We start from the raw sequence: 20,913 nt of genomic DNA, 5'->3' as shown, positions 1-20,913 counted from the left end.
CAGCGCGTTCCGCTGGGTCGGCCCCTCACTTGAGGCGGAGACCTGAAGGACGCGAACATTCGCGGTAAGGCAGTGGGGCCGCACAACGAATGAACCGTGCGGCCCCGTTGTCCGCACACCATCACCGGAGACAGGGAGAGGACTCACAGAAGTGGATCACAGGCTCGTCACCGGCATGGAAAGTACGCTGAGATGGGATGGGCCGAGCCATCTCGGCAAGCGGTTCGCCCGGGGAAACCTGAGTAACATCGGGTTAGTTGAAAGGATACTCACCCCCACGCGGTTCCTGGACCTGATCATGCGCCGCAGTCTGGCAAACCCGCAGGTCCGATGCTTCCGTAAGGGCGCCGAGCTGCACCCCGACGCTTATCTGAGTCAGGACGTGACAAGCCGGGGTCAGGGCATTCGCATGGTGAACATGCGCCGTCTGCGGGGCCACTTGTGCGAGGGCGCGACGGTGATCCTTGACCGAGCGCACGTCTTCGATCCCACACTTGAGGTCGCCTGCCGTGCAATTCAGTGGTGGTCGGGAGAGCGCGTCTCGATCAACCTGTACCTCACCACGAACGCCGACGAGGGCTTCGGCCTGCACTGGGATGATCACAACGTCCTCGCCATCCAGCTCTCAGGCGAAAAGCAGTGGGAAGTGCGCGGCGCGTCACGAGCCGCGCCGATGTTCCGTGATGCCGCCCGCAACGACGAACCCAGCCAAGACGTCATCTGGACAGGCACGACGCAGGCCGGCGACGTGATCCACATTCCGCGCGGCTACTGGCACAAGGCCAGCCGTAGTGGTCACGGCTCCGGGCACAGCCTCCACATGACCCTCGGATTCACCAACCCCACCGGGGTGGGCTGGCTGTCCTGGCTCGCCGACTGGTCCCGGGAGGCCGAACTCCTCCGTCACGATCTGGACCCATCCGACGACCCCGACCAGCAGCGGACCCAACATCGCAAGCTGACCGATGCTGCCGCCCAGCTCCTTGAATCTCGCAGCCCGGCTGACTTTCTCGCCGCCCGGCATGAGGACCTTGCCCCCGCCCGACACGTTCCCTTCGTGGATCCGCTCGGACCGCTGGAAAACGTCGTATGCGTCACGGAGTTCCCTCCTCTGATCAACAAGCGGGGGGAGACTGTGGAAGTGATTGCCGCCGGGCGGAAGCTCACCCTCGCGGCCAGGGCCCTGCCCGCGCTGCGGCTACTGCTGAGCGGGCGACCGGTGAATCTCGACCGTGCGGCCGACACGGTCGGTGAAGTGGTGAAGCACGTTGCGAAGCACCTGACGGAGGCAGAACTGTGCGCGAGCCTTACCCCCGAGTTGTCCTCGGGCTACACCGGTCTCGTTACCAACGCCATTCGTTAGCCGCGGCACTCGACCTGGGTGTACGGGCGATCGACACCGCCTTCAATTACCACGGGTTCACAGCTCATCAGGCGTTGTCCAGATTTGATGACCTCCTGGACACTTTCAGCGTGTCCACCAAGGTCGGTTACTTTCCCGGGCCGAGCGGCGCGGTCCATTCCCTTGATGCTGATCGGCTGCGTCACGCGCTGGAGGAGACGAACCGAGACCTGAAGCGAACGCCTGACCTCGTGTTCCTGCACAACCCGGAACACACGCTCGCCTCGCTCGCCCCTGGGCAGGCACGAGACTGCCTGACACGCGCCTGCAAGGTGTTGGCGGACGCCGCGAGGGAAGGGCTGTGCGGTAGCTGGGGCATCGCCTCATGGCGCCCGGGGCTTCTGATGGGCCGGATTGACGGAAGTGCGCCAAGACCGGACGTGCTCATGGTCCGCTCCGGTCTGCTGGTCAGCGCCGACACACTGGACGCCGCAGAGTCTCTTGCCGAACGGTGGAACCTGCCCGACGCTGCGGTGTGGGGCATGAGCCCCTTCGCGGGGAGTGCCACAAGCCCGGTGTGGGGCAGGTTCAACCCTCGCGTCTTCCTTCACCCGGACGCTGCGGAAGCGTGCTCGCCGATCCAGGCGGCGTTTCGGGTGGCCTACCACCTGCCCCGCGTTGCCACCGTCGCCGTGGGTTCCGACGACCCCGCGCACCTCCAAGAGCTCATTCATTGCCTTGGCACCAGGGTGAACGAAACCGCCGTTGCGCGGTACCGGAGCCTACTGCGGGGTCAGCGCGCGGACTCCAACTCGTCGACCAGTCGGAGCGCTTCCTTTCGTACCGGCGCCCCCTCATCGACGTAGGGGACCAGCTTCGAGCAGTAGAACAGTGACATCAGTGCGCCGGTCCGGCTCCCCAGATCATCCCGCCGTTCGTGCCGTACCCGCTCGGCCACCTCCGGGACATCAAGGGAGCCGACCCACAACTTGGCGGAGTCCAGCCCCCGTGGCGCCATCCCCCAGTCTTCCCAGTCCAGCAGGTAACAGGCCGGCGTGGTCAGGTTGGCCCAGCTCAGATCAGCGTGTGCCGCTGCCCAGTCGGTGAGGCTCGTATCAACGGCGGCATCCGGGAATGCCCGGCGGATGACCTCGGTCACGCTCGCCTGAGTGATGGTAACGGTGTCCGGCGTCGCCACACGGGTTGTCTTCTGAGCGGCCAAGACGTCCAGGGAGGTGTTCAGCGTCGCCCACCAGATGTCGGACAGCAGCGTCCTGTCTGCGGGCTTCACAGGCTCGGCGCTGATCAGTTCAGTTTCGTCGGCCCGCCACATCGCGGCGTCGTGCGGGTCCATCCACGCCACACCCGCGAACCACTGCGGCATAGCGATCCCACGCAGTACCGCCGCACACTCAATGCCGTTCCATCCCTGCCCGTCGATTCGTTCCAGCGCTCGCCGCTCGATCCGCACCCACGTACCCCGGTCCGTACGCGCCCCGATGGAACGCCGCTTGCGTACGGCTGTACCTCGGTCCAGCCGTACGCCCAATGACTGCTCCACACGCCTGAACGCCTCATCACCGGACTCGGCTTCGGCACGCAGGTCAACAGCCACGGCAGCGGACACTGACACACGGACTCCTCGGTGAATTGGCGGAGCTTCAGTATGAAGGAGAGGCACGTGGACAGGCCGCACATCGGCGTCAGACGCAAAAAGCGTCCAGCACCCGGCGCCGGTGGGCCGTCCACCACACCACCAGGGCCGACTGCGCCCCGAACTGGGGGTCGGTGCGGGTGTCGCCGCGTTCGTAGTGCCAGCGGAGCATCCAGAAGTCGTTCAGCCGCTCCCACCACACCCGGTGCACCGCCGCCGCCAGCTCCGCCCGGTCCACGCCCGCCGCGATCCGGTACGCCCGCGCGTACGCGCTGATCTTCGACAGCTCCAGCGAACCGTCCGGCCGCAGAAAGAAGATCACCGCCGCCCGTACCGCCTCCTCCGCGCGCGGGCGTATGCCGAGCCGGTCCCAGTCGATGATCGCCAGCGGATCGGCGGGCCCCTCCGCCCGGTACAGCAGGTTCAGCGGATGGAAATCGCCGTGCACCCACCCCGCCGCGGGTATCTCGGTCACACCCGGCCGCAGACCCCCGTACCGGCGCAGCAGCGCCCGCCGCTCCAGCAGCCGGTGTTCGGCCAGCTCGTCGAAGCCGCTGCGGCACGCCCGCTGCCGTACCCGGGTCAGCAGGCCGTCGATCACCTGGTGCGTCTCGTCCGGGCAGGCGCTCCCCAAGCTCTTCGAGCAGGGGATGCCCCAGTCGACCCGGCCCCTGGCCGGTGCCGCGCCCTCGGGGGCCGTACGCACTATCACCCGCTCCAGCGCCCGGTGCACCAGGCCGAGCAGCGCGCCGAGCCGCCGGCAGTCCGGCCGGCCCAGGTCGTCGCCGCCCCGGTGCCGGCCGTCGATCCACGGGTGCAGCGCGAAGCAGTGCCCGGCGAGCAGCGTGACGGTGGCGCCGTTCCGGTCGGCGAGCGGCGGGGCGACCGGCAGTCCGAGCGACGCCAGCTCGGCGGTGGCCCGGTGCTGGCGGGGCAGCGGCAGTACGGTGTCGGGGTCGCCGGCCAGGTGCTGCTTGAGGAAGTACCGGCCGCGCGTGGTGGCCAGCCGGTAGCCGCGATTGAGCAGCCCCTCGGCGAGCGGCTGGCAGGACAGCGGCTCACCCGCCCCGTACCGGCGCGTCAGCGCGTGCAGGGTACGGCCCGGTAACTCCCGGCCGGACGAACGGATGGTCAAGGCGGTTCAGGCGATTCGGCGACCGGGCCGGGTCAGCTGGACCCTTGGATGAGGCCGCCTTCGGCGTTGCCGCCGTCGGCGTTGCCGGCCGACGCCCCGGGGGTGCCGCCCCCGTTGTTGCCGTTGTTGCCCGCGTTCGCGCCGCCGTCACCGGTGTCGGGGCCGGCGCTGCCCGCGCCGCTGTCCGTCTCACCGCTGCCGTCCGAGGCACTGTCGCCCGAGGCGCTGTCGCCCGCCGCGCCCTCGGAGTCGTCGCCGCTGCCGCCCGCGCCGCTGTCGGTGGGGTCGGGGGAGGAGCCGGCGTCCGTCTCCTCGGAGTCCGGGGGCGTCTCGGCGTCGTCCTGGACCGGCGGGTCGTAGCTGCCGCCACCGCTGTTGGAGCTGCCGCCGCCCTGGCTCCACTGGAAGCCGTCGTCGGCCGGCTGCTCCTCCTCGGTGGTGTCCGGGTCCTCCTCGTCGACCGGATTGTCGACCTCATCCGTCGGGTTGATGCTCTGCTCGCTGTCCACGGAGGGCTTCTCGGCCCCGTCGTCCCCGCCGAGGTTCATCGCGATCACCGTGCCCACGCCGATGGCGATCAACGCCAGCACCGCCACCACGATCATCATCCCGCGCCGGTCGCGCCCGCCCCGGCCGGCCCCGTCGTCGCCCGCGTCGGGGTGCCCGAGCAGCAGCGGCGAGGTGGGGATGGCGCTGGTCGGCGCGTCGTTGCGGGAGGCGACCGGGGTACCCATCGCCGGGGTGCCGCCGGGCGTCACCGAGCCGGTGTTCCACAGCCCGGAGGTGTGGCTGCCGTGCTCCGCGAGCATCCGCAGCGCGTACTGCACCAGCGCGCGCATCTCCTCGGCGGTCTGGAACCGGTCGTCCGGGTCCTTCGCGAGGGACCGCATCACCAGGCCGTCCAGCTCCGGCGGGGCGTCCGCGTTGACCTCGGAGGCCGGCACCGGCATGTCCTGGACATGCTGGTAGACGACGGACAGCGGGGTCTCACCGACGAACGGCGGACGCAGCGACAGCAGCTCGTAGAGCATGCAGCCCACCGCGTACAGGTCCGAGCGGGTGTCGATCGTCTTGCCCAGCGCCTGCTCGGGCGACAGGTACTGCGGGGTGCCCATGACCATGCCGGTCTGGGTCATGGTCTGCGCCGCGCCGTGCAGCGCGCGGGCGATCCCGAAGTCCATCACCTTGATCTGGCCGGAGTCGGTGATGGAGACGTTGGCGGGCTTGATGTCGCGGTGCACGATGCCGTGCTGGTGGCTGTAGGCCAGCGCCTCCAGCACACCGGAGACGATGTGCAGCGCCTCCTCGACGGACGGCGGCTCGCTGCCGGTCAGCACCTCCCGGATGGTGCGGCCCTCGACCAGCTCCATCACCATGTACGGGACGACGTTACGGCCGCCGACCGTCTCCTCGCCGGAATCGTAGACCGCGACCACCGCGTGGTGGTTGAGGCCGGCCACCGACTGTGCCTCGCGGGTGAAGCGGGCCTTGGAGACCGGGTCCTCGGCGAGATCGGCGCGCAGCAGCTTGACCGCGACCGTACGGCCCAGGCGGACGTCCTCGGCGGCGAACACCTCGGCCATGCCGCCGCGCCCCAGCCGGTGGGTGAGCCGGTAGCGGCCCTCGCCGACCAGACCGGCGTTCCCCCACAGCTCGGGATTGTCCGGCACTTCGCTGGCGGTCACCCCGGCATCGTCCTCGCCCGGGCCCGACGCGCCTTGCTCGTGTGCCATCAGTCCTCGCCGTTGTCGCCGCGTGTCCGCTCGCCATCAAACCCGTTCCGGGGTGGCGCTGACAAGTTGGGTATTGATGCGGTCGTTATCCGTCGGCACACCGATCCCGGAACGCGGGTCCGTATGATACGGGCGGAGATCCGGGGCCCCTTCGCGCCCGGCACTCCGTATGCCTAGGGGGAACAGTACCGATGAATGACCAGGTCCGTCCGCCTGCCGAATTTTCCGGCCGCACGGTGGGAGGCGGCCGTTACGTCCTGCGGGCCCTGCTGGGGCGCGGTGGCATGGCGTCCGTTCATCTGGCGTGGGACACGGTGCTGGAGCGGCAGGTCGCGATCAAGACCATGCACGCCGAGCTGGGCAGTGAGCGGGATTTCCGGGAGCGGTTCAAGCGCGAGGCCCAGTCGGTGGCCAAGCTGACCCACACCAATATCGTCTCGGTCTTCGACACCGGCGAGGACCTGCTGGGCAACGATCCTGTCCCGTACATCGTCATGGAGTACGTCGAGGGCAGCCCGCTGCGTGACCTTCTGGACGAGGATGTCGCGCGCCTGGGGGCAATGCCGGCCGGGCGGGCGCTGGCGATCACCGCCGATGTGCTGGCGGCGCTCGACATCAGCCACGAGATGGGGCTGGTGCACCGGGACATCAAGCCCGGCAACGTCATGATCGCCAAGCGCGGCGGCACGGTGAAGGTGATGGACTTCGGCATCGCGCGGGCGATGCAGTCCAGCGGCACCGCCATGACCCAGACCGGCATGGTGGTGGGCACCCCGCAGTATCTGTCGCCCGAGCAGGCGCTGGGGCGGGCGGTGGACGCCCGGTCCGATCTGTACTCGGTGGGCGTCATGCTCTTCGAGCTGCTGACCGGGCGGCTGCCGTTCGACGCGGACAATCCCCTCGCGATCGCGTACGCGCATGTGCAGGAGGAGCCGCCGGCGCCGTCCTCGGTGAACACGGCGCTGCCGGCGGCGGTGGACGCGCTGGTGGGGCGGGCGCTGCGGAAGAACCCGAACGAACGTTTCCCCTCGGCGCAGGAGCTGCGGGCCGAGTGCCTGCGGGTGGCGGGCACGCTGAGCGGGGCGGCGCCGCGCATCGATCCGGCGGCGGCAGCGGCGGCCGGGAACAGCGGGGCGGGGATAGCGGCGTCGGTGTACCCGCAGTTCGGGGCGGCGACACCGCCGGCGGCGCAGCCGGCGCCGGGCACCCCGGTCACCCCGGTCACCTCACCGTACGCGCCGGGCGGCTACGGCTACCCGGGGCCGGGGCCGGGAACCCCACCGCCGTACGCGATGGCCCCCACGGTGCCGGTGACCCCCGGGAGCGGCAGCGGCGGCCCCGGGGGCCGGCGCGGCACGGTCGGCATCGTCATCGCGGCGGTGGTGGCGATCGCGCTGGTCGCCACGGTGGCCGTGGTCGCGCTCCTGAACAACGGCGGCGACGACGGTACCGGCCCGGACGACCGGGCCAACGCCGACACCGACCCGGCCGGCTCCGACGGGACCGAGACCGAACGCGAGCCACGCTTCAAGGAGGGCGACCCGGAGAAGGTCATCGACGTGTCCGCCTGCACCCACGCCAACGACTACTGGGACCAGGACGGGAACCCGGGCACGATCTCCACCCCCAACTTCTACGGTTTCCACATCAACTCGGTGAAGGAGTGCATCCGTTCGGCCGGCTGGCGGTACGAGGAGAAGCTGGTCTACAAGGACGAGGTGCTGCTCGGCGAGAACATGGTCGTCAACCAGACCCCGGCCCGCGGCTCGGCCCTGGACCCCGAGGAGATGGTGATCGAACTGACCGTCTCCACCGGCCGCGAGCCCGATCGCGGCTGAGGCGGGAAGAGGCCGGGGAGAGTCAGGGAGTGACGGAGAAGTTGGCCAGAATCCGACCCGCCAGCTCCTCGTCCCCCTCGATCTTCACCTTGTCCGCCAGCCGCCGGGGCCGGACCCGGCCGCAGGCCAGCCGGTAGTAGCTCTCCCAGTCGAGGGTGAAGGTGACGATCGGCCCCAGCGAGGGACTGCTGTCCACCGAGCCGCGCCCCTCGGCGTCCACCCGCACCGTACGCAGGAACTCCACCGGCCCGTGCACATCGAAGACCACCGCGGACCTGTGCGGCGCCGCCGCGTCCTTCGCGATCACCTTGGGCAGCCGGCCGAGCAGCACATCGCGGGCGATCACCGCCGCGTCCGTGGCGAGGTTGCCGGGCTTGCCGAGCGCGCGCCGCAGATCCTGCTCGTGCACCCACACATCGAACGCCCGCACCTTGAGGAAGGCCGCCAGCGGCATCTCACCCATCACCGGGTGGCTGATCGTGGTGTCCGGATCGCGCTTCTCGTTCCGCAGCTGCCGGGAGCGGCGGATGATCGTGTACTCCAGCTCGCTGGTCATCTCCGGGGCGGTGTGGTGCCGCCGGACATCGACCTGCACCTCGGTGTAGCGGCCGGCCTCGCTGCGTACGTGGTAGAGGTCGCGCGGCAGCGAGTGAATGGGGCGCGGATCGCCCAGCGCCTCGCACTCGCTGCCGATGACGTGCGAGATGACATCGCGTACGGACCAGCCGGGGCATTCGGTGGCACGATTCCACTCGCCACCCACCAGCTCCGAGGCCAGCTCGGATATCGCCTCGATCGACTGGGTCCAGGCATCGATGGACGTTTGCAGGCTGGGATGCACGGTCACGGGGCCCCTCGTGGCGATCGACGCTTGGAGTATTCACACGGTACGCCGCTCGCGTGCGGCCGGTGAATGCCTTGAGTAGTCAAATCCTAGGGTGCGAACGCCTGTCAGTTCGAGGGGTAGCACGGGCCCGGTCCGCGCCGCAGTGCAGTGCGGTACGGACCGGGCCCGTACTCAGGAGCATGGCCGCGCCGGTTCACGGCCGTGTGACGGCCGTGTCCGTACTCAGTACTGAAGGAAGGAGGTCATGGTGTTCGCGAGCAGATAGGGGTCGGCGGCGCCGCACAGTTCGCGGGCGGAGTGCATGGACAGGATCGCCACCCCGACGTCGACGGTGCTGATGCCGTGCCGGGCGGCGGTGATCGGGCCGATGGTGGTGCCGCAGGCCACGGAGTTGTTGGAGACGAACGTCTGCCACGGCACGCCCGCCCGCTCGCAGGCCTCGGCGAACACCGCCCGGCCGCGGCCGTCGGTGGCGTACCGCTGATTGACGTTGACCTTGAGGATCGGCCCGGCGCCCGGCATCGGGTGGTGGCCAGGCTCGTGCCGCTCGGCGTAGTTGGGGTGGACGGCGTGCCCGGTGTCCGAGGAGACGCAGAACGTGCCGGCCAGCGCCCGCGCCCGGTCCTCGGGCGATCCTCCGCGCGCGTAGACCGACCGCTCCAGCACCGTACCGAGCAGCGGGCCGCCCGCGCCGGTGTCGGACTCGCTGCCGCACTCCTCGTGGTCGAAGGCGGCGAAGACGGGGATGGCGGACGGATCGGCGGCAGCGGCGGCGATGAGAGCGGCGACCCCGGCGTGCACCGAGAGCAGATTGTCCATCCGCGGCCCGGCCACCAGCTCCCGGTCCCTGCCGAGATAGGCGGGCGCTTCCACGCTGTGCGCCATCACGTCCCAGCCGACGACCTGCCCGGCCGGGACCCCGGCCTCCTCGGCGAGGAACTCGATCAGCTCGCCCTCGCGCGGGGCACCGAGGCCCCAGATCGGGGTCATGTGCTGCTGCCGGTCGAGCTTGAGCCCGTCGTTCGCGGTGCGGTCGAGGTGGATGGCGAGCTGCGGTACGCGCAGCAGCGGCCGGTCCACGTGCACCAGTACGCTGCCGCCGCCGCGCAGCGACAGCCGCCCGGACAGCCCGAGGTCACGGTCGAGCCAGGTGTTGAGCAGCGTCCCGCCGTACACCTCGACGGCGAGCTGCTTCCACCCGTACCGTCCGGTGTCCGGCACCGGCTTGACCCGCAGATTGGGCGAGTCGGTGTGCGCGCCGACGATCCGGTACGGAGTGGCCGGGGTGGCGCCCTCGGGTACGTACCAGGCGATGACCGCCCCGCCTCGCGCGACGAACTTCCCGCCGCTCTCGCCATCCCAGGCAGCCTCCTCCGCCACCTGCCGGAACCCCGCCTTCTCCAGCCGCTGCGCGGCGTTGGCCACCGCGTGGTAGGGCGAGGGCGTCGCGGCGAGGAACCCCATGAGGTCGTCGGTGTGGGCGAGGTCGAAGGGTCTGGACGAAGAAGGCGAAGAACTCATACCCCTCAGCATACGAATCCCCCGACACTGCACGGATGAACATCTTTCCCTACGACCGGACCGAACGGTCGATCACCCGCTTCCACAGCATCGGCGCCCACGCCACCCGCATCGCGCACTCCGGCACCCCCACGCAACTCGTCTGCCTGACGATCGCCCCCGGCGGCACCATCGGCGAGCACCCGGCCGGGGAGGCCCAGCTGTTCCTGGTCATCGCCGGCGAAGGCTGGGTGGCCGGCGCGGACGGCCACCGCCACCCCATCACCGCCGGCCAGGCCGTCCAGTGGTCCCCGAGCGAACCCCACACCTCCGGCACCACCACCGGCATGACCGCCCTGGCCCTGGAATCCTCGTCCCTCAGCCTCTTCCCACCGCTCCCTCTCCCGCCCGGGCCGGATCCGCGCGGTGCAGACGCCCCATGAGGCCCTGAAGTGCCTGCCAGTCCCCGTCCTGGATCGGGTAGTACAGCCCTGGCCGCTCGGCGGGGCCCACCCGCACGCCCCCGCGTGGGGCGTGCGACAGCCCAATCCGGTGCACGTCCTCGCCCCCCAGCGCGAACCCGACCGGCGCGGGCGCCATCTCCAACCGCGCGGGCACCGTCAGATCCCCCCGCGCCCGACGGCGCTGCGCCAGCAGCGACACCAGCCCGTACCGGCCGGCGAGTTCCCCGGCGGCCTCCGACAACCGCTCCGCCGCGACGCCGATCCCCGCTTCCGACTCCGCCCCGAGGGCGAGGGTCACCTCCTCCTCCACCCCACCCGTGGTGACCCGCACCCGCAACGTGGCGATCGCGGCCGGCCCGCCCGGGCCCGGGTGCGGCTGCCCGACCACCACCACCCAGGTCGGCTTCGGCGCCCGCGCCCGCGCCAGTTCGGTCAGCTCCCGCCGCGACCACGGCAGCGCGGCCGGCTCACACGTGCCCCACCCGGCCGGCTCCGCACCGGTCAGCCGCCGCCACACCGCCTCCAGCGGCCCGCCCAGCAGCAGCTCCCGCTCGGCGGGCCGCCGGGTGGTGAAGGTGAGCAGCAGCTGCCGCCCCTCGCTCGCCGCCGCGCCCGGCACCCCCTCCAGAAACTGCGGCGCGGGGGCGCGGGTCGCGGCGAACTCCCCGTCCTGCCAGCGCAGGACGGACCCGGAAAGCCCGTCGTAGTAGCCGCCCGCCCCGTCCTGCACCACCCACCGGTTGGGCCGCCCGGACAGCAGCGAACGGGTCGGCGGCGACAGCCGCGCCGTTCGCGGCGTGACGATCTGCAACGCCCGCCCGCCGGCCCGCGCCGCACGCAGCGCGTCCGCCAGCCAGGCCGTCATCGCCACCACCGGCCGGTCCTGGATGACGACGGCCGCCTTGTCCGTCAGCACGTCCACCGCCGGCTGGGCCGCCGCCGGCGCGGAGCCGGCGACCACCCCGGTCACCGGGGCCTCCCCGCCGTCCGGTGCCGCCGCGTGGGCCGGCCACACGGCGCCGCCCAGCCGGCCGACCAGCCGGGTGGCGATGGTCCCGGCCAGCTCCGGCGCCCGCTCGGCGCCGGTGGCGGCCCGTACCTCCGTCCACCACACCGGACGGTCGGCGGACGGTGCCGCGACACCCAGCAGCCGCGCCGTCTCGCCGGGCACCCGTACGAGCACCGGCGCCTCGACCGACACCAGCGGCCGACCCTGCTCGTCGCACAGCTGAAGCAGCGCCCCCTCCCCCCGGTCCACGGACAGCAGCGCGTCCGGCCCGCCGGCCATCAGCCCGGCCACCAGACTCCACGGATCCGGCATCCGCTCGGTCAGCGCGATGGCATCCGTCGTCACCACCCCTCACCCCTCCCGCACACCGCGCGGCTACCCGGCCGCTCAGCCATCGGTCATCCGCTGGTCCTGCTGGTCATCCCCGCGCGTCAGCGCGGTCTGTACGAGCCGGTGCGGCTCCCCACGGCGTACGAACGTGCCCCGCCCCGGCGGCTGGGCCTTCGCGTACAGCCCGGGGAACAGCTGCCCCTCCGACCGGTCACCGGTCATCACCAGCGCCGACGTACCGCTCTCCCGCAGCGTCATCAGGAACGGCTCGTACATCGCCCGCGACGCCCCCGCGACCCGGCGGGTCACCACGAAGTGCAGCCCGATGTCCTGCGCCGAGGAGATATAGGGGACAAACGGGTCGAGCGGCTGCTGCCGCGCGGTGGTGAGGATGTCGTAGTCATCGACCAGCACCACGATCCGCGGCCCGCCGGGCGCCGCCGCCCCGCCGGCCGCCAGGGCCTCCGGGGTCACCGTGTCCTCCGGCATCCGTTTGTCCAGCTCGCCGGCGATCCCGGCGGACAGCGCCGCCGCCAGCCGCGCGTTGTGCGCGTAGCCGCCCCGGTACGGCTCGGGTACGGCGCTGTGCAGCCCGCGCCGCGGGTCGAACACCGCGAACACCAGCTCCTCCTCCGCGTACCGCGCCACCAGACCGTCCACGACGACCTTCAGCAGATTGGTCTTGCCGCACTCGCTGTCGCCGAGGATCAGCAGATGCTGATCGCGCTCGAAGAGATCGAGCAGCACCGGCCGCAGCGCGTCCTGGTCCAGGCCGATCGGCACCCGGCGCGGCTCCGCCGCCCGGTCCGGCAGCCGGCGGACGGGCAGCCGGGCCGGCAGCACCCGCACCGGCGGCGCGCCGGGCCCGGACCACGCGGACCGTACGCCGCTCACCGCCCGCTCCAGCGCGGCGCCCAGGTCGGTGTCGTCGGCCCGGGCGTCGATCCGGGGCAGGGCCGTGTGCGCGAACAGCTTGCCGTCGGTCAGCACCCGGCCCGGCTCGTCGGCGGTCAGGGTCTGGGCGAGCCGGCGCTCGATGCCGCTGTCGCCGGCGTCATTCAGCCGCAGTTCGACGCGGGTGCCGAACGCCGACTGGACGGCGAGCCGGGCGTCGTTCCAGCGCAGCATGGCGGCCACCACGTGGATGCCGTACCCGCCGCCGCGGCGCAGCAGTTCGCCGATGGCGTCCTCCAGCTCGGAGAACTCCTCGCGCAGTTCGCCGAAGCCGTCGATGACCAGCACGATGTCGGTGGAGCCCAGTTCGGGGAAGCCGCCGGCGGCGCGCAGCCGCCGAAGATGTTCGATCGAGTCGATGCCGTGCTCACGGAACAGTTCCTCGCGGGCCGCCAGCATCGTACGGATCTCATCGACGGTGCGCGCGGCCCGCTCGCGGTCGGCGCGGCCGGCCACGCCCCCGCAGTGCGGCAGCCCGGTCAGCGCCGCCAGGCCGCCGCCGACCAGGTCAAGGCCGTACACGGCGGCCTGGCGCGGGGTGTGGCTGAGCGCGAGCGAGAGCATCAGGGTGCGCAGCAAAGTGGTCTTGCCGGACTGCGGGCCGCCGATGACGGCGGCGTGGCCGCCGGCCCGGGTGAGGTCGAGGACCCACTGGCCCTGCCACTGTTTGCCGGGGTCGTCCAGCAGCCCGAGCGGGACGCGCATGGCGCCGCCGGCGGGCGGCCGGGAGAACCGCAGCCCCCGGGTGGCCGGGTCGCCGGCCTCCAGCGGGCCGGCGACCGCGTCCAGCGGGAGGGCGGCGGGAAGTGGCGGCAGCCAGATCTGCGCCACGGGCGGGGCGGCGTCCTTGAGCTGATCGACGACGGTGGACAGCAGGGAGGGCCCGACGGTCCGGCGGGCGGGCGCGGCAGCCGGGGCGGCGGCCGACTCCTCCTCCTGCCGGGGGGAGTTGTAGGCGGGATAGGGGAACACCTTGGGCCCCTCGTCCGCCGGGTCCTTCTCCAGTCGCACCGGGCGCTGGTAGGGGCCGGACACATAGCCGGCCTTGAACCGGTCGTACGCGCTGGTGTCGACCTTGAGATAGCCGAATCCGGGGATGGGCGGCAGCTGGAAGGCGTCGGGGGTGTCCAGCACGGTGCGCGACTCCTCGGCGGAGAAGGTGCGCAGCCCCAGCCGGTAGGAGAGGTAGGTGTCCAGGCCCTTGAGCTTGCCGCCCTCGATGCGCTGGCTGGAGAGCAGCAGATGCACGCCGATGGAGCGCCCGATCCGCCCGATGGACAGGAACAGATCAATGAAGTCGGGCTTGGCGGTCAGCAGTTCACCGAACTCGTCGATCACCACGAACAGATGCGGCAGCGGCGCCAGCTCGGGCCGCTGCTCCCGGGCGGCGGCATAGGTGGCGATGTCCGGCAGCTCACCGGCCTGCTTCAGCACCTGCTGCCGGCGCTGCACCTCGCCCGCCAGGCTGGCGTGGACCCGCTCCACCAGGCCGGCCTTGTTCTCCAGGTTGGTGATGACTCCGGCGACGTGTGGCAGCGGGGCGAACGGCGCGAACGTGGCACCGCCCTTGTAGTCGACCAGCACCATCGCCAGGTCCTCGGGCGGATGGGTGGCGACCAGGGCGAGCACCAGGGTGCGCAGCAGCTCGCTCTTCCCCGACCCGGTGGCCCCGACACACAACCCGTGTGGCCCCATGCCGAGTTCGGCGGACTCCTTGAGATCCAGCAGCACCGGCTCCCGGGTGTCGCCCAGGCCGATCGGCACCCGCAGAAACGCCTGGTCACCACGGCGCGGCGCCCACAGCCGGTCCAGGTCGAGCGCGCCCGGGTCCTCGACCCCGAGCTGGTCGCCGAAGTCCACCGGCCCGGACAGCGGGGTGCCGGCCGCGGCGGACTCGGCGGTGAGCCGCAGCGGCGCCAGCATCCTGGCCAGCCCCCCGGCCCCGGCGGCGGTGACCTCGTTCAACGCGCCGGTGAGAACAACCGGCTCCTCTCCCCGCAGATCCTCGACGGTGAGAACGCGCTCCCCGTTGTCCTGCCGGTGGACGGTGATCCGCACCGACACCTGCCCCGGCTCGTCGGTGCGCTCGGCGAGCGGATGCAGCACGGTGATGCCCATGTCGGTGAGCGACACGGCCTCATCGGGCCGCGCCAACTCCCCTGCCGTGCCACCGTGGTTGTCGCTGACGACGATCAACCGCTTGGCCTGCCGCAGCGCCTCCCGCCCGGCCAGCCCACGGCGTACCTCGGCCGCGAAGGTGGCCCGCTGCCGCAGTTCGCCGCTCAGCGCGCGGGCCAGTTCCGGCAGCCCGGGGGCGATCCGGCGGGCGGGCACCGGGCCGTCGTGCTCCGCCCCGTCCAGGATGTGCGGCAGCCACTTCAGCCACGCCCAGTCGGCCAGCCGCTCCCGGGGGGCGGCCAGTGCCACCGCCACATCGTCGGGGGCGTGCCCGACGCCGGTCTGCGCGACCAGCGTCCGCACCACGGCCAGTACGTCGTCCCGCTCCCCGATGACGCTCACGTGCCCGGCCCGGTCCAGCGGTACGGTCAGCGGCATCTCGGGCGCGGTACTGAACCGTTCGCGCAGCCCGGCCGCCTCGTTCAGCATGAACCGGTCCGGCGGCGTCAGCACGGAGCTGCCTTTGGCCTCCAGCCGCAGCACCCGTACCGGCACCTGCCCCGTACCGAGCCGGATCCGCAGAAAGTCGCGGTCACCGCGCCGCCGCTCCCACAGCCTGGCCGGGTCGGCCACCACGTCGTACAGGGCCTCGGGCGCGGGGAACAGCACCCGGGAAGCCACCCGCCGCTCACGGTCCTCGGCGCTCAACTCCTCGCGCAGTTCTTCGAGATACTCCAGATAGCGCTCCCGCTGGGTGCGCCGGGTGCGCTGCGCGCGCCCGCGCTGGGAGAACAGCAGCCCGATGCCGCCGATCAGCGCGATCACCAGCACCACGGCGCCGATCACGGCGAACTGGCTGCTGCGGATGATGGTCATCATCGCCATCGAGCCCATCATCCCGGCCAGCGGCAGCAGCGAGGTGACGGCCGAACCCGTCTTGCCCTCGGGGAGGTTGGGCGGCGCCTCGATCACCCGCTCGGCGGGCTCCGGCAGCGGACGGGTGGTGCGCGCGGGCCGGTGGATCTGCCGGATGCTCATGTCGCCGCGCCCCGCCCCCGGGACATGGCTCGGTCCATGACCTCGGCGGCCAGGGTGAGGGCCGCCTCGCGGGTCCCCTGCCCGAGCAGGTTGGTCCGCACCTCCCCACCGCTCGCCAGGGCCCGGTCGTAGGGCAGCGGAATGACGGCGGCACCGCCCGCCCCCAGATACTCGGCGGCCTTGCGCCCGTCGACGCCGCCCATGTCGGGCGAGGTGTGGGCGAGCGCCACCACCGTGGTGGGCAGCATGCTGCGGTGCAGACCGCCGATCCAGTCGAGGACGGTACGGGTGGTGGCCACGCCGGCGGCGGTGGCCGGGGTGACCAGCACCCGCGCCTGGGTGGTGGTCAGCGCGGTACGGGCCACCTCGGCGGGCAGCGTCTCGCAGTCGACGACGGTGGTGCCGAACCAGCGGCGCAGCGAGGTCATCACGATCCGGTACGCGTCGACGTCGAGCTGGGCGCCGACGGCACCCTGGCTACCGGGCAGCAGCCAGCCGCCGCCGGCGAACGGCAGCAGATACCCCGTCACATCGGTGACCCGCATGGACGGATCAAGAATCCGGGCGAGATCCCCACAGGTCCAGCGAATGTCCGTGGCGCCGAGCGATCGGGGGAGGGTCCCGAGCGCGGGGTCGGCCTCGACGGCGAGCACCGGGTCGGCACGGTAGTGCGCGAAGGTCAGCGCGAGCAGCGCGGCCACGGTGGACTTGCCGGCCCCGCCCCGGATGCTGGTGACGGCGACCTGCCGCCCGGTGGTGATCGGCTGCTGCACGGCTCGGGCCAGCCGGGCGGCCGTTTCGGTGTCCTGAGCCGCCGATGAGAACAGCCCCCGCCGCAACATCCGCACGGCCCGCCGCCCCAACGCGTCCCCATGCCGGTCCCGCAGCCCGGCCGGCCGCACCCCGGGCATCGCCACGGGCACGGAGACGGGCGCGGGCGGCGGCAGTACGGGCGCGGGCGCGGGCCCGGGCTCAGCCGCCACCGGCACCGGCACGGCCACCTCGACCTGAGGCACGGAGGGGGGCTGGCTCATACCCCCCAACTCCTGAAACACATCCCGCTGCCAATCCCCCGAACCCGGTGCGGACATCACCGCCTCCCTCCCCTTCCTCGCTTCTCTCCGTCAGAACGTGTCGAGCAGCCGGCCGTACACGCCGAACTCCCCCAGGGCCACCGGTATCAGGGCCACGACCCCGATCGACTCGACGGCGTTCATCAACCGCCGCAGCCGGACCCGTACATGGTCGGGTGGCCGGGCCACCAGCAGCGCCAGCGGCAGTACGGCGGTGGCGGCGAGCGCGGCCAGCGGCCCCACCGCCGATTGATCGGGGGTCTGTGCCCACAGCACGATCAGTCGCACCCACAGCACGGCCCCGGCGGCCAGCAGCGCCAGCACCTCGACGGCCAGCGGGAAAGCCCGGGCCCGCGACAGCAGGATGACCCCGAGCAGCGCGGTGACCGCCACGGTCCAGCCCGTCACCTCCCCCACCGCGATCCACCCGGCGGCAGCCGCCGACACGGCGGTGGCGACGGTGGCCAGGGCCAGCCCCCGGTGGGCGGCGGACAGCGCCGTGTCCACGCGGTACCGGCTCACCGAAACGCTGCCGGACCGCTGATCGTCCAGCCGGGTCAGCCCGGCGGCCATCATCGCGAACCGGGGCAGAAACCCCAGCGCCAGCACGGATATCACCCCGATCAGCACCCCGGTCCTGGCCCCGCCGACCAGTGCGGCGCCCAACTCCCACACCCCGACGAGCAGCGCGACGGCACCGGCCCCCACGAGGCCACCCCGCCCGAGCGAGGTGAGCGCCCCGAGCAGAGCGAGGGCAACCACAGCGGCAAGTCCGACGGCGGCCAGCCGCACGGCACAACTCTCCGACCAGGTCATGACGAGAGCCCCGTAGACCCCCAGCACCCCACCCAGCAGGATCAGCGCGGTCCCCAACTCCCGCGCCCTGAACCAGACCGCGGGCCCACTCCCCACCGCCGCCACCAGGGCGGCGACAACAATCCACCCCCCAACCCGGTCAGCCCCGTACCAAACAGTGGCGAGCACGGCGGTGGCAAGCGCGAGCAGAAGCGAGAACCCCCCGGCGCTGAGCACCCGAACCGAGGCGTCCCACCGCCCCCGCCGCAGATCGAGATCGTCGGCCACCTCATCGGTGACGTCGTGCACGACCGGCGCGGCCGGCGTCTCCTGCTCCCGCACCAGCCGCAGCACCGCCCCGTCCGCGACCCCCGCCGAGGCGAGCGTGTCGTCCTGCGCGAGCACGGCCCCGTCCGGCGTGACCAGCCGCCGCAACGCGGGTGTACGCCCCGGCCGTTCCCCCAGCAGCCGCAGTACATCGGGCAACAGTTCCCCGATCGGATCCTGGTCGGGCAGCACCAGATCGATCCGCCGCCGGTCCCCGACCAGCGTCACCCGGCTCACCACGACCCCGACCCCATCCGCCCCGAAATGAACGACCACCCCACACACCCGGCACACAGCACGGCGCCCAGCACGATCCCCCCGACGATCTTGCCGAGGTTCTCGTCCAGCGTCATCCGAATCCGCTGCGCCCCGAACAGCAAGGCGTCCCGTAGCCGTCGGCGTCGCACGGACACCGATTCCAGCAACTGACTGTCATAATCCCGGGCCACAATGTCACCTCCCCGCTACGATGACTCACCCTACGACCCCGTACTGACACCCGGCACTACCGGAGCGTAATCAACGGGGAACCGTGTACGCATACAATGCGTCAATAAGCCTATACAGAACCGCAGGAGGGGGTTGAGGGCTGGTGGGCATGAAGTTCGATATGGGCCATCAGGTGCTGTCGAATCTGCGGCAGCAGTCTCAGGGCGCGAGTACGGATCTGGGCACGCTGATCCAGCAGTTGATCGCGGCGGCCGAGCCGCTGGAGGGCAAGTTCAACGGGGCCGGCAAGGCCGCCTTCGACGCCTTCAAGAACCGTTCCACCGAGATCTCGGCCGAACTCAACGGCGCGCTGTCCTCGATCCTGGGAGGCCAGGCCGGCATGGACGCGGCCTTCGCGACCGGCGATCAGGAGGCCGCCGACAACGCCCAGCAGGCGATGGCGTCGGCGAACTTCGACGGCGCGCGTTTCTCGGGCCGCTGAGGAGGGGTCATATGAGCAACGACAGGATCGGCTTCGACATCGGTGCCTCCGGCGAGGCGCAGACGAACATCCACGGTGTCATCTCCCAACTGGAGCAGGTGATCACCGCCCGCGACGGCCATGTGAAGAACGCCATGGCCGACTTCCAGGCCGACGGCGTCTCGGAGCAGTACCACGGAGCGGAGCAGCGCTGGAACACGGTGGCCAATGAGGTCCGCACCATCATCGGCCTGCTGAAGTCGACGCTGGAGAACAACGACAGCACGGCGCAGAGCACCCTGCGCCGCGCACAGGGTGCGGTAGACGGCATCGGCTGAGGGGGCTGTGGGGGATGACGGGTTGGGACATTGACCCGGTGGGTGTGCAGGGCGTCCTGGAATCCGCGATGGAGCGGGCTGGGGACTTGGAGGGGTGGGGGCAGCACTACCTGGCCACGGTGGAAGGAGCCGCGACGGCGGCGGGGACCTTGTCGTACCAGGGGGCGGATGCCCAGGTCGTGGGCCTGGTGGCGGACGCGCTCATGCGGTTCACGGAACACACCCAGCGCGATGTGATGTTCGTGGGCGCCCGGATCAGCACGTCGATCGAGGGCGCGTACAACGCCGCGAACGCCTACCTGACGGGCGATACGGAAATGGCCGCGGAGGCCCAGCGCCTGGCCGTACGCGACCCGCTCCTGGACCTGCGCCCGCCGGGCGGGCGTCCTGAAGGGCCGGTGTGAGGCCGGTGGCCGATGACATGTGTGTGCCGGTGACCGGGGATGTGGACCGGATCGACCCGGCCGGTATCCCGGAGTACACCGGCAACCTGTCGATGCTGGCGGCCCACTGCATGGGCTTCGACGCGGCGGCCTCGGGCATCCGGGGCATCGGGGCGGACGTCCACAGTGAGTTCCAGGGCCTGTCCGCCTTCTACACCGCCCCCGAAGCCGAGCAGCTGTTCGCCTCCACCACCCCGGCCCGCGACCGCGCGGGCGACTTCGCCGACGACCTCGCGGTCGTGCGCTCCGCACTGTGGGACTACCACGAGGAAATCACCCCTATCCAGGCCAGGCTGCGCCGCCTGAAGTACGAGGCACAGGAACTCGTCGCCTCCATCGCCGGAGACGACGACTGGAAACAGGACAGCGCCAAAACCGGCCGCAACAACGAACTGCGCGCCGAGGTGGCCGCCGCCATCGCGCAGTTCACGGAAGCCGAACGCACCTGCGCCAACAAGATCATCGCCCTGTGGGGCGGCACCCCGTGGACGGTGGACGACGGCACCGGCGGCACGAACATGTACGGGTTCAGTGAAGCGGACCTGGCCTCATGGGAAGAGGCCCCCTGGGGCAGGGCCGTCGACCAGGAATACGCCTGGTACCGGATCGACCAGCACGCCATCAGCTTCGTGGAGGGCGTCGTCATCGACGGCATCTGGGAGGGCCTGGTCGGACTGTCCGGCCTGGTCGGCCTCCAGGGCTGGGACGTGATGCGCGAATCCTGGAACGGACTCGCCCAGCTGGTGGTGGGCTTGGCCATCACGGTGAACCCGCTGGGAGACGTCGCCCTGGACTACATGCCGGACGGCGCGGTCCGGGACTGGCTCAGTGACGCCCAGACCGTGGCCGTGGAGACCGGGAAAGCCCTGGTGGCCTGGGACGAATGGGAAGACGACCCGGCCCGCGCGGCCGGGCTGCTGTCCTTCAACGTCGTCACCACCATCGCCAGCTTCGGCGCGGGAGCCGGCGTCAAAGCCGCCGCCACGGGCGCCGGCACCGCCGCCCGCGTCACCGCCGCAGCCGCCCGCGTCGGCAACTTTCTCGACGTCCCCAGCCACATGCTCT

Annotated in this window: 17 protein-coding genes and 1 pseudogene; 8 read left to right on the top strand and 10 right to left on the bottom strand. The window is 71.5% G+C overall.

Going from position 1 to position 20,913, the window contains the following annotated elements; all coding sequences use genetic code 11:
- Positions 1-151 precede the first annotated feature (151 nt).
- Together AC5WRL_RS27790 and AC5WRL_RS27785 are read left to right on the top strand one after the other, a co-directional pair.
- The gene (locus tag AC5WRL_RS27790) at positions 152-1,363 is read left to right on the top strand and encodes a JmjC domain-containing protein (RefSeq protein WP_496091441.1); all 1,212 of its coding nucleotides are present in this window, start codon (positions 152-154) and stop codon (positions 1,361-1,363) included.
- A gap of 14 nt (positions 1,364-1,377) precedes the next feature.
- A complete protein-coding gene (locus AC5WRL_RS27785; RefSeq protein ID WP_496091443.1) occupies positions 1,378-2,208 on the top strand; it encodes an aldo/keto reductase in 831 nt (276 codons plus the stop codon).
- On the opposite strand, the gene AC5WRL_RS27780 is transcribed toward AC5WRL_RS27785, so the two are convergent.
- The 3 genes from AC5WRL_RS27780 to AC5WRL_RS27770 all read right to left on the bottom strand — a co-directional run bounded on the left by AC5WRL_RS27780 (position 2,136) and on the right by AC5WRL_RS27770 (position 5,864).
- Positions 2,136-2,975, bottom strand: a complete 840-nt coding sequence (locus tag AC5WRL_RS27780) for a hypothetical protein (RefSeq protein WP_496091440.1) — start codon at positions 2,973-2,975, stop codon at positions 2,136-2,138. The two genes, AC5WRL_RS27785 and AC5WRL_RS27780, sit on opposite strands and share 73 nt — an antisense overlap.
- Positions 2,976-3,045: 70 nt before the next feature.
- A complete protein-coding gene (locus AC5WRL_RS27775) occupies positions 3,046-4,131 on the bottom strand; it encodes a phosphotransferase (protein WP_496091439.1) in 1,086 nt (361 codons plus the stop codon).
- A gap of 32 nt (positions 4,132-4,163) precedes the next feature.
- A complete protein-coding gene (locus AC5WRL_RS27770; RefSeq protein WP_496091438.1) occupies positions 4,164-5,864 on the bottom strand; it encodes a protein kinase domain-containing protein in 1,701 nt (566 codons plus the stop codon).
- 191 nt (positions 5,865-6,055) lie between these two features.
- Between AC5WRL_RS27770 and AC5WRL_RS27765 the strand changes: the two genes are divergently transcribed.
- Positions 6,056-7,702, top strand: a complete 1,647-nt coding sequence (locus AC5WRL_RS27765; RefSeq protein ID WP_496091437.1) for a Stk1 family PASTA domain-containing Ser/Thr kinase — start codon at positions 6,056-6,058, stop codon at positions 7,700-7,702.
- Positions 7,703-7,724: 22 nt separating this feature from the next.
- Here the strand turns inward: AC5WRL_RS27765 and AC5WRL_RS27760 are convergent, their stop codons facing one another.
- Entirely contained in the window at positions 7,725-8,549 is an 825-nt protein-coding gene (locus AC5WRL_RS27760) for a maleylpyruvate isomerase family mycothiol-dependent enzyme (protein WP_496091436.1), read from the bottom strand.
- 222 nt (positions 8,550-8,771) lie between these two features.
- A complete protein-coding gene (locus tag AC5WRL_RS27755; RefSeq protein WP_496091435.1) occupies positions 8,772-10,070 on the bottom strand; it encodes a M18 family aminopeptidase in 1,299 nt (432 codons plus the stop codon).
- 35 nt (positions 10,071-10,105) lie between these two features.
- Between AC5WRL_RS27755 and AC5WRL_RS27750 the strand changes: the two genes are divergently transcribed.
- Entirely contained in the window at positions 10,106-10,492 is a 387-nt protein-coding gene (locus AC5WRL_RS27750) for a cupin domain-containing protein (RefSeq protein ID WP_496091434.1), read from the top strand.
- On the opposite strand, the gene AC5WRL_RS27745 is transcribed toward AC5WRL_RS27750, so the two are convergent.
- From AC5WRL_RS27745 to AC5WRL_RS27725, 5 genes are all read right to left on the bottom strand, one after another.
- Positions 10,428-11,867, bottom strand: a complete 1,440-nt coding sequence (locus AC5WRL_RS27745; protein ID WP_496091433.1) for a DUF6177 family protein — start codon at positions 11,865-11,867, stop codon at positions 10,428-10,430. The two genes, AC5WRL_RS27750 and AC5WRL_RS27745, sit on opposite strands and share 65 nt — an antisense overlap.
- 42 nt (positions 11,868-11,909) lie before the next feature.
- Entirely contained in the window at positions 11,910-15,962 is a 4,053-nt protein-coding gene (gene eccCa, locus AC5WRL_RS27740; protein WP_496091432.1) for a type VII secretion protein EccCa, read from the bottom strand.
- A complete protein-coding gene (locus AC5WRL_RS27735) occupies positions 15,959-16,996 on the bottom strand; it encodes a CpaE/TadZ family protein (protein WP_496091431.1) in 1,038 nt (345 codons plus the stop codon). Before AC5WRL_RS27735 ends, eccCa begins: the two co-directional genes overlap by 4 nt.
- Before the next feature lie 90 nt (positions 16,997-17,086).
- Entirely contained in the window at positions 17,087-18,385 is a 1,299-nt protein-coding gene (locus AC5WRL_RS27730; protein WP_496091430.1) for an EsaB/YukD family protein, read from the bottom strand.
- Between the two features lie 5 nt (positions 18,386-18,390).
- Positions 18,391-18,609, bottom strand: a complete 219-nt coding sequence (locus AC5WRL_RS27725; RefSeq protein WP_496091442.1) for a hypothetical protein — start codon at positions 18,607-18,609, stop codon at positions 18,391-18,393.
- Positions 18,610-18,755: 146 nt separating this feature from the next.
- Between AC5WRL_RS27725 and AC5WRL_RS27720 the strand changes: the two genes are divergently transcribed.
- From AC5WRL_RS27720 to AC5WRL_RS27705, 4 genes and pseudogenes are all read left to right on the top strand, one after another.
- Positions 18,756-19,088 carry a hypothetical protein gene (locus AC5WRL_RS27720; RefSeq protein ID WP_496091429.1) on the top strand — a complete coding sequence of 111 codons (333 nt, stop codon included), beginning with the start codon at positions 18,756-18,758 and terminating at the stop codon, positions 19,086-19,088.
- 11 nt (positions 19,089-19,099) lie between these two features.
- Positions 19,100-19,405 (top strand): pore-forming ESAT-6 family protein, encoded by a 306-nt coding sequence (locus AC5WRL_RS27715; RefSeq protein ID WP_496091428.1) that lies wholly within the window; start codon positions 19,100-19,102, stop codon positions 19,403-19,405.
- A gap of 14 nt (positions 19,406-19,419) precedes the next feature.
- Complete coding sequence (locus tag AC5WRL_RS27710) at positions 19,420-19,809, top strand: DUF6507 family protein (RefSeq protein WP_496091427.1); 390 nt, start codon at positions 19,420-19,422, stop codon at positions 19,807-19,809.
- A 5-nt stretch (positions 19,810-19,814) separates the two neighbouring features.
- Positions 19,815-20,913: pseudogene (locus AC5WRL_RS27705) on the top strand (hypothetical protein); the annotation flags it as partial.

The organism is Streptomyces sp. NTD107 (genome assembly GCF_059510435.1).
This window is presented reverse-complemented; position numbering and strand designations above follow the sequence as displayed.

Excerpts from the sequence above, each read along its gene's own strand:
- AC5WRL_RS27770 (WP_496091438.1), bottom strand. The coding sequence starts at position 5,864 with ATGGCACACGAGCAAGGCGCGTCGGGCCCGGGCGAGGACGATGCCGGG.
- AC5WRL_RS27765 (WP_496091437.1), top strand. The coding sequence starts at position 6,056 with ATGAATGACCAGGTCCGTCCGCCTGCCGAATTTTCCGGCCGCACGGTG.
- AC5WRL_RS27755 (WP_496091435.1), bottom strand. The coding sequence starts at position 10,070 with ATGAGTTCTTCGCCTTCTTCGTCCAGACCCTTCGACCTCGCCCACACC.
- AC5WRL_RS27750 (WP_496091434.1), top strand. The coding sequence starts at position 10,106 with ATGAACATCTTTCCCTACGACCGGACCGAACGGTCGATCACCCGCTTC.
- eccCa (WP_496091432.1), bottom strand. The coding sequence starts at position 15,962 with ATGAGCATCCGGCAGATCCACCGGCCCGCGCGCACCACCCGTCCGCTG.
- AC5WRL_RS27735 (WP_496091431.1), bottom strand. The coding sequence starts at position 16,996 with ATGAGCCAGCCCCCCTCCGTGCCTCAGGTCGAGGTGGCCGTGCCGGTG.
- AC5WRL_RS27720 (WP_496091429.1), top strand. The coding sequence starts at position 18,756 with ATGAAGTTCGATATGGGCCATCAGGTGCTGTCGAATCTGCGGCAGCAG.
- AC5WRL_RS27715 (WP_496091428.1), top strand. The coding sequence starts at position 19,100 with ATGAGCAACGACAGGATCGGCTTCGACATCGGTGCCTCCGGCGAGGCG.
- AC5WRL_RS27710 (WP_496091427.1), top strand. The coding sequence starts at position 19,420 with ATGACGGGTTGGGACATTGACCCGGTGGGTGTGCAGGGCGTCCTGGAA.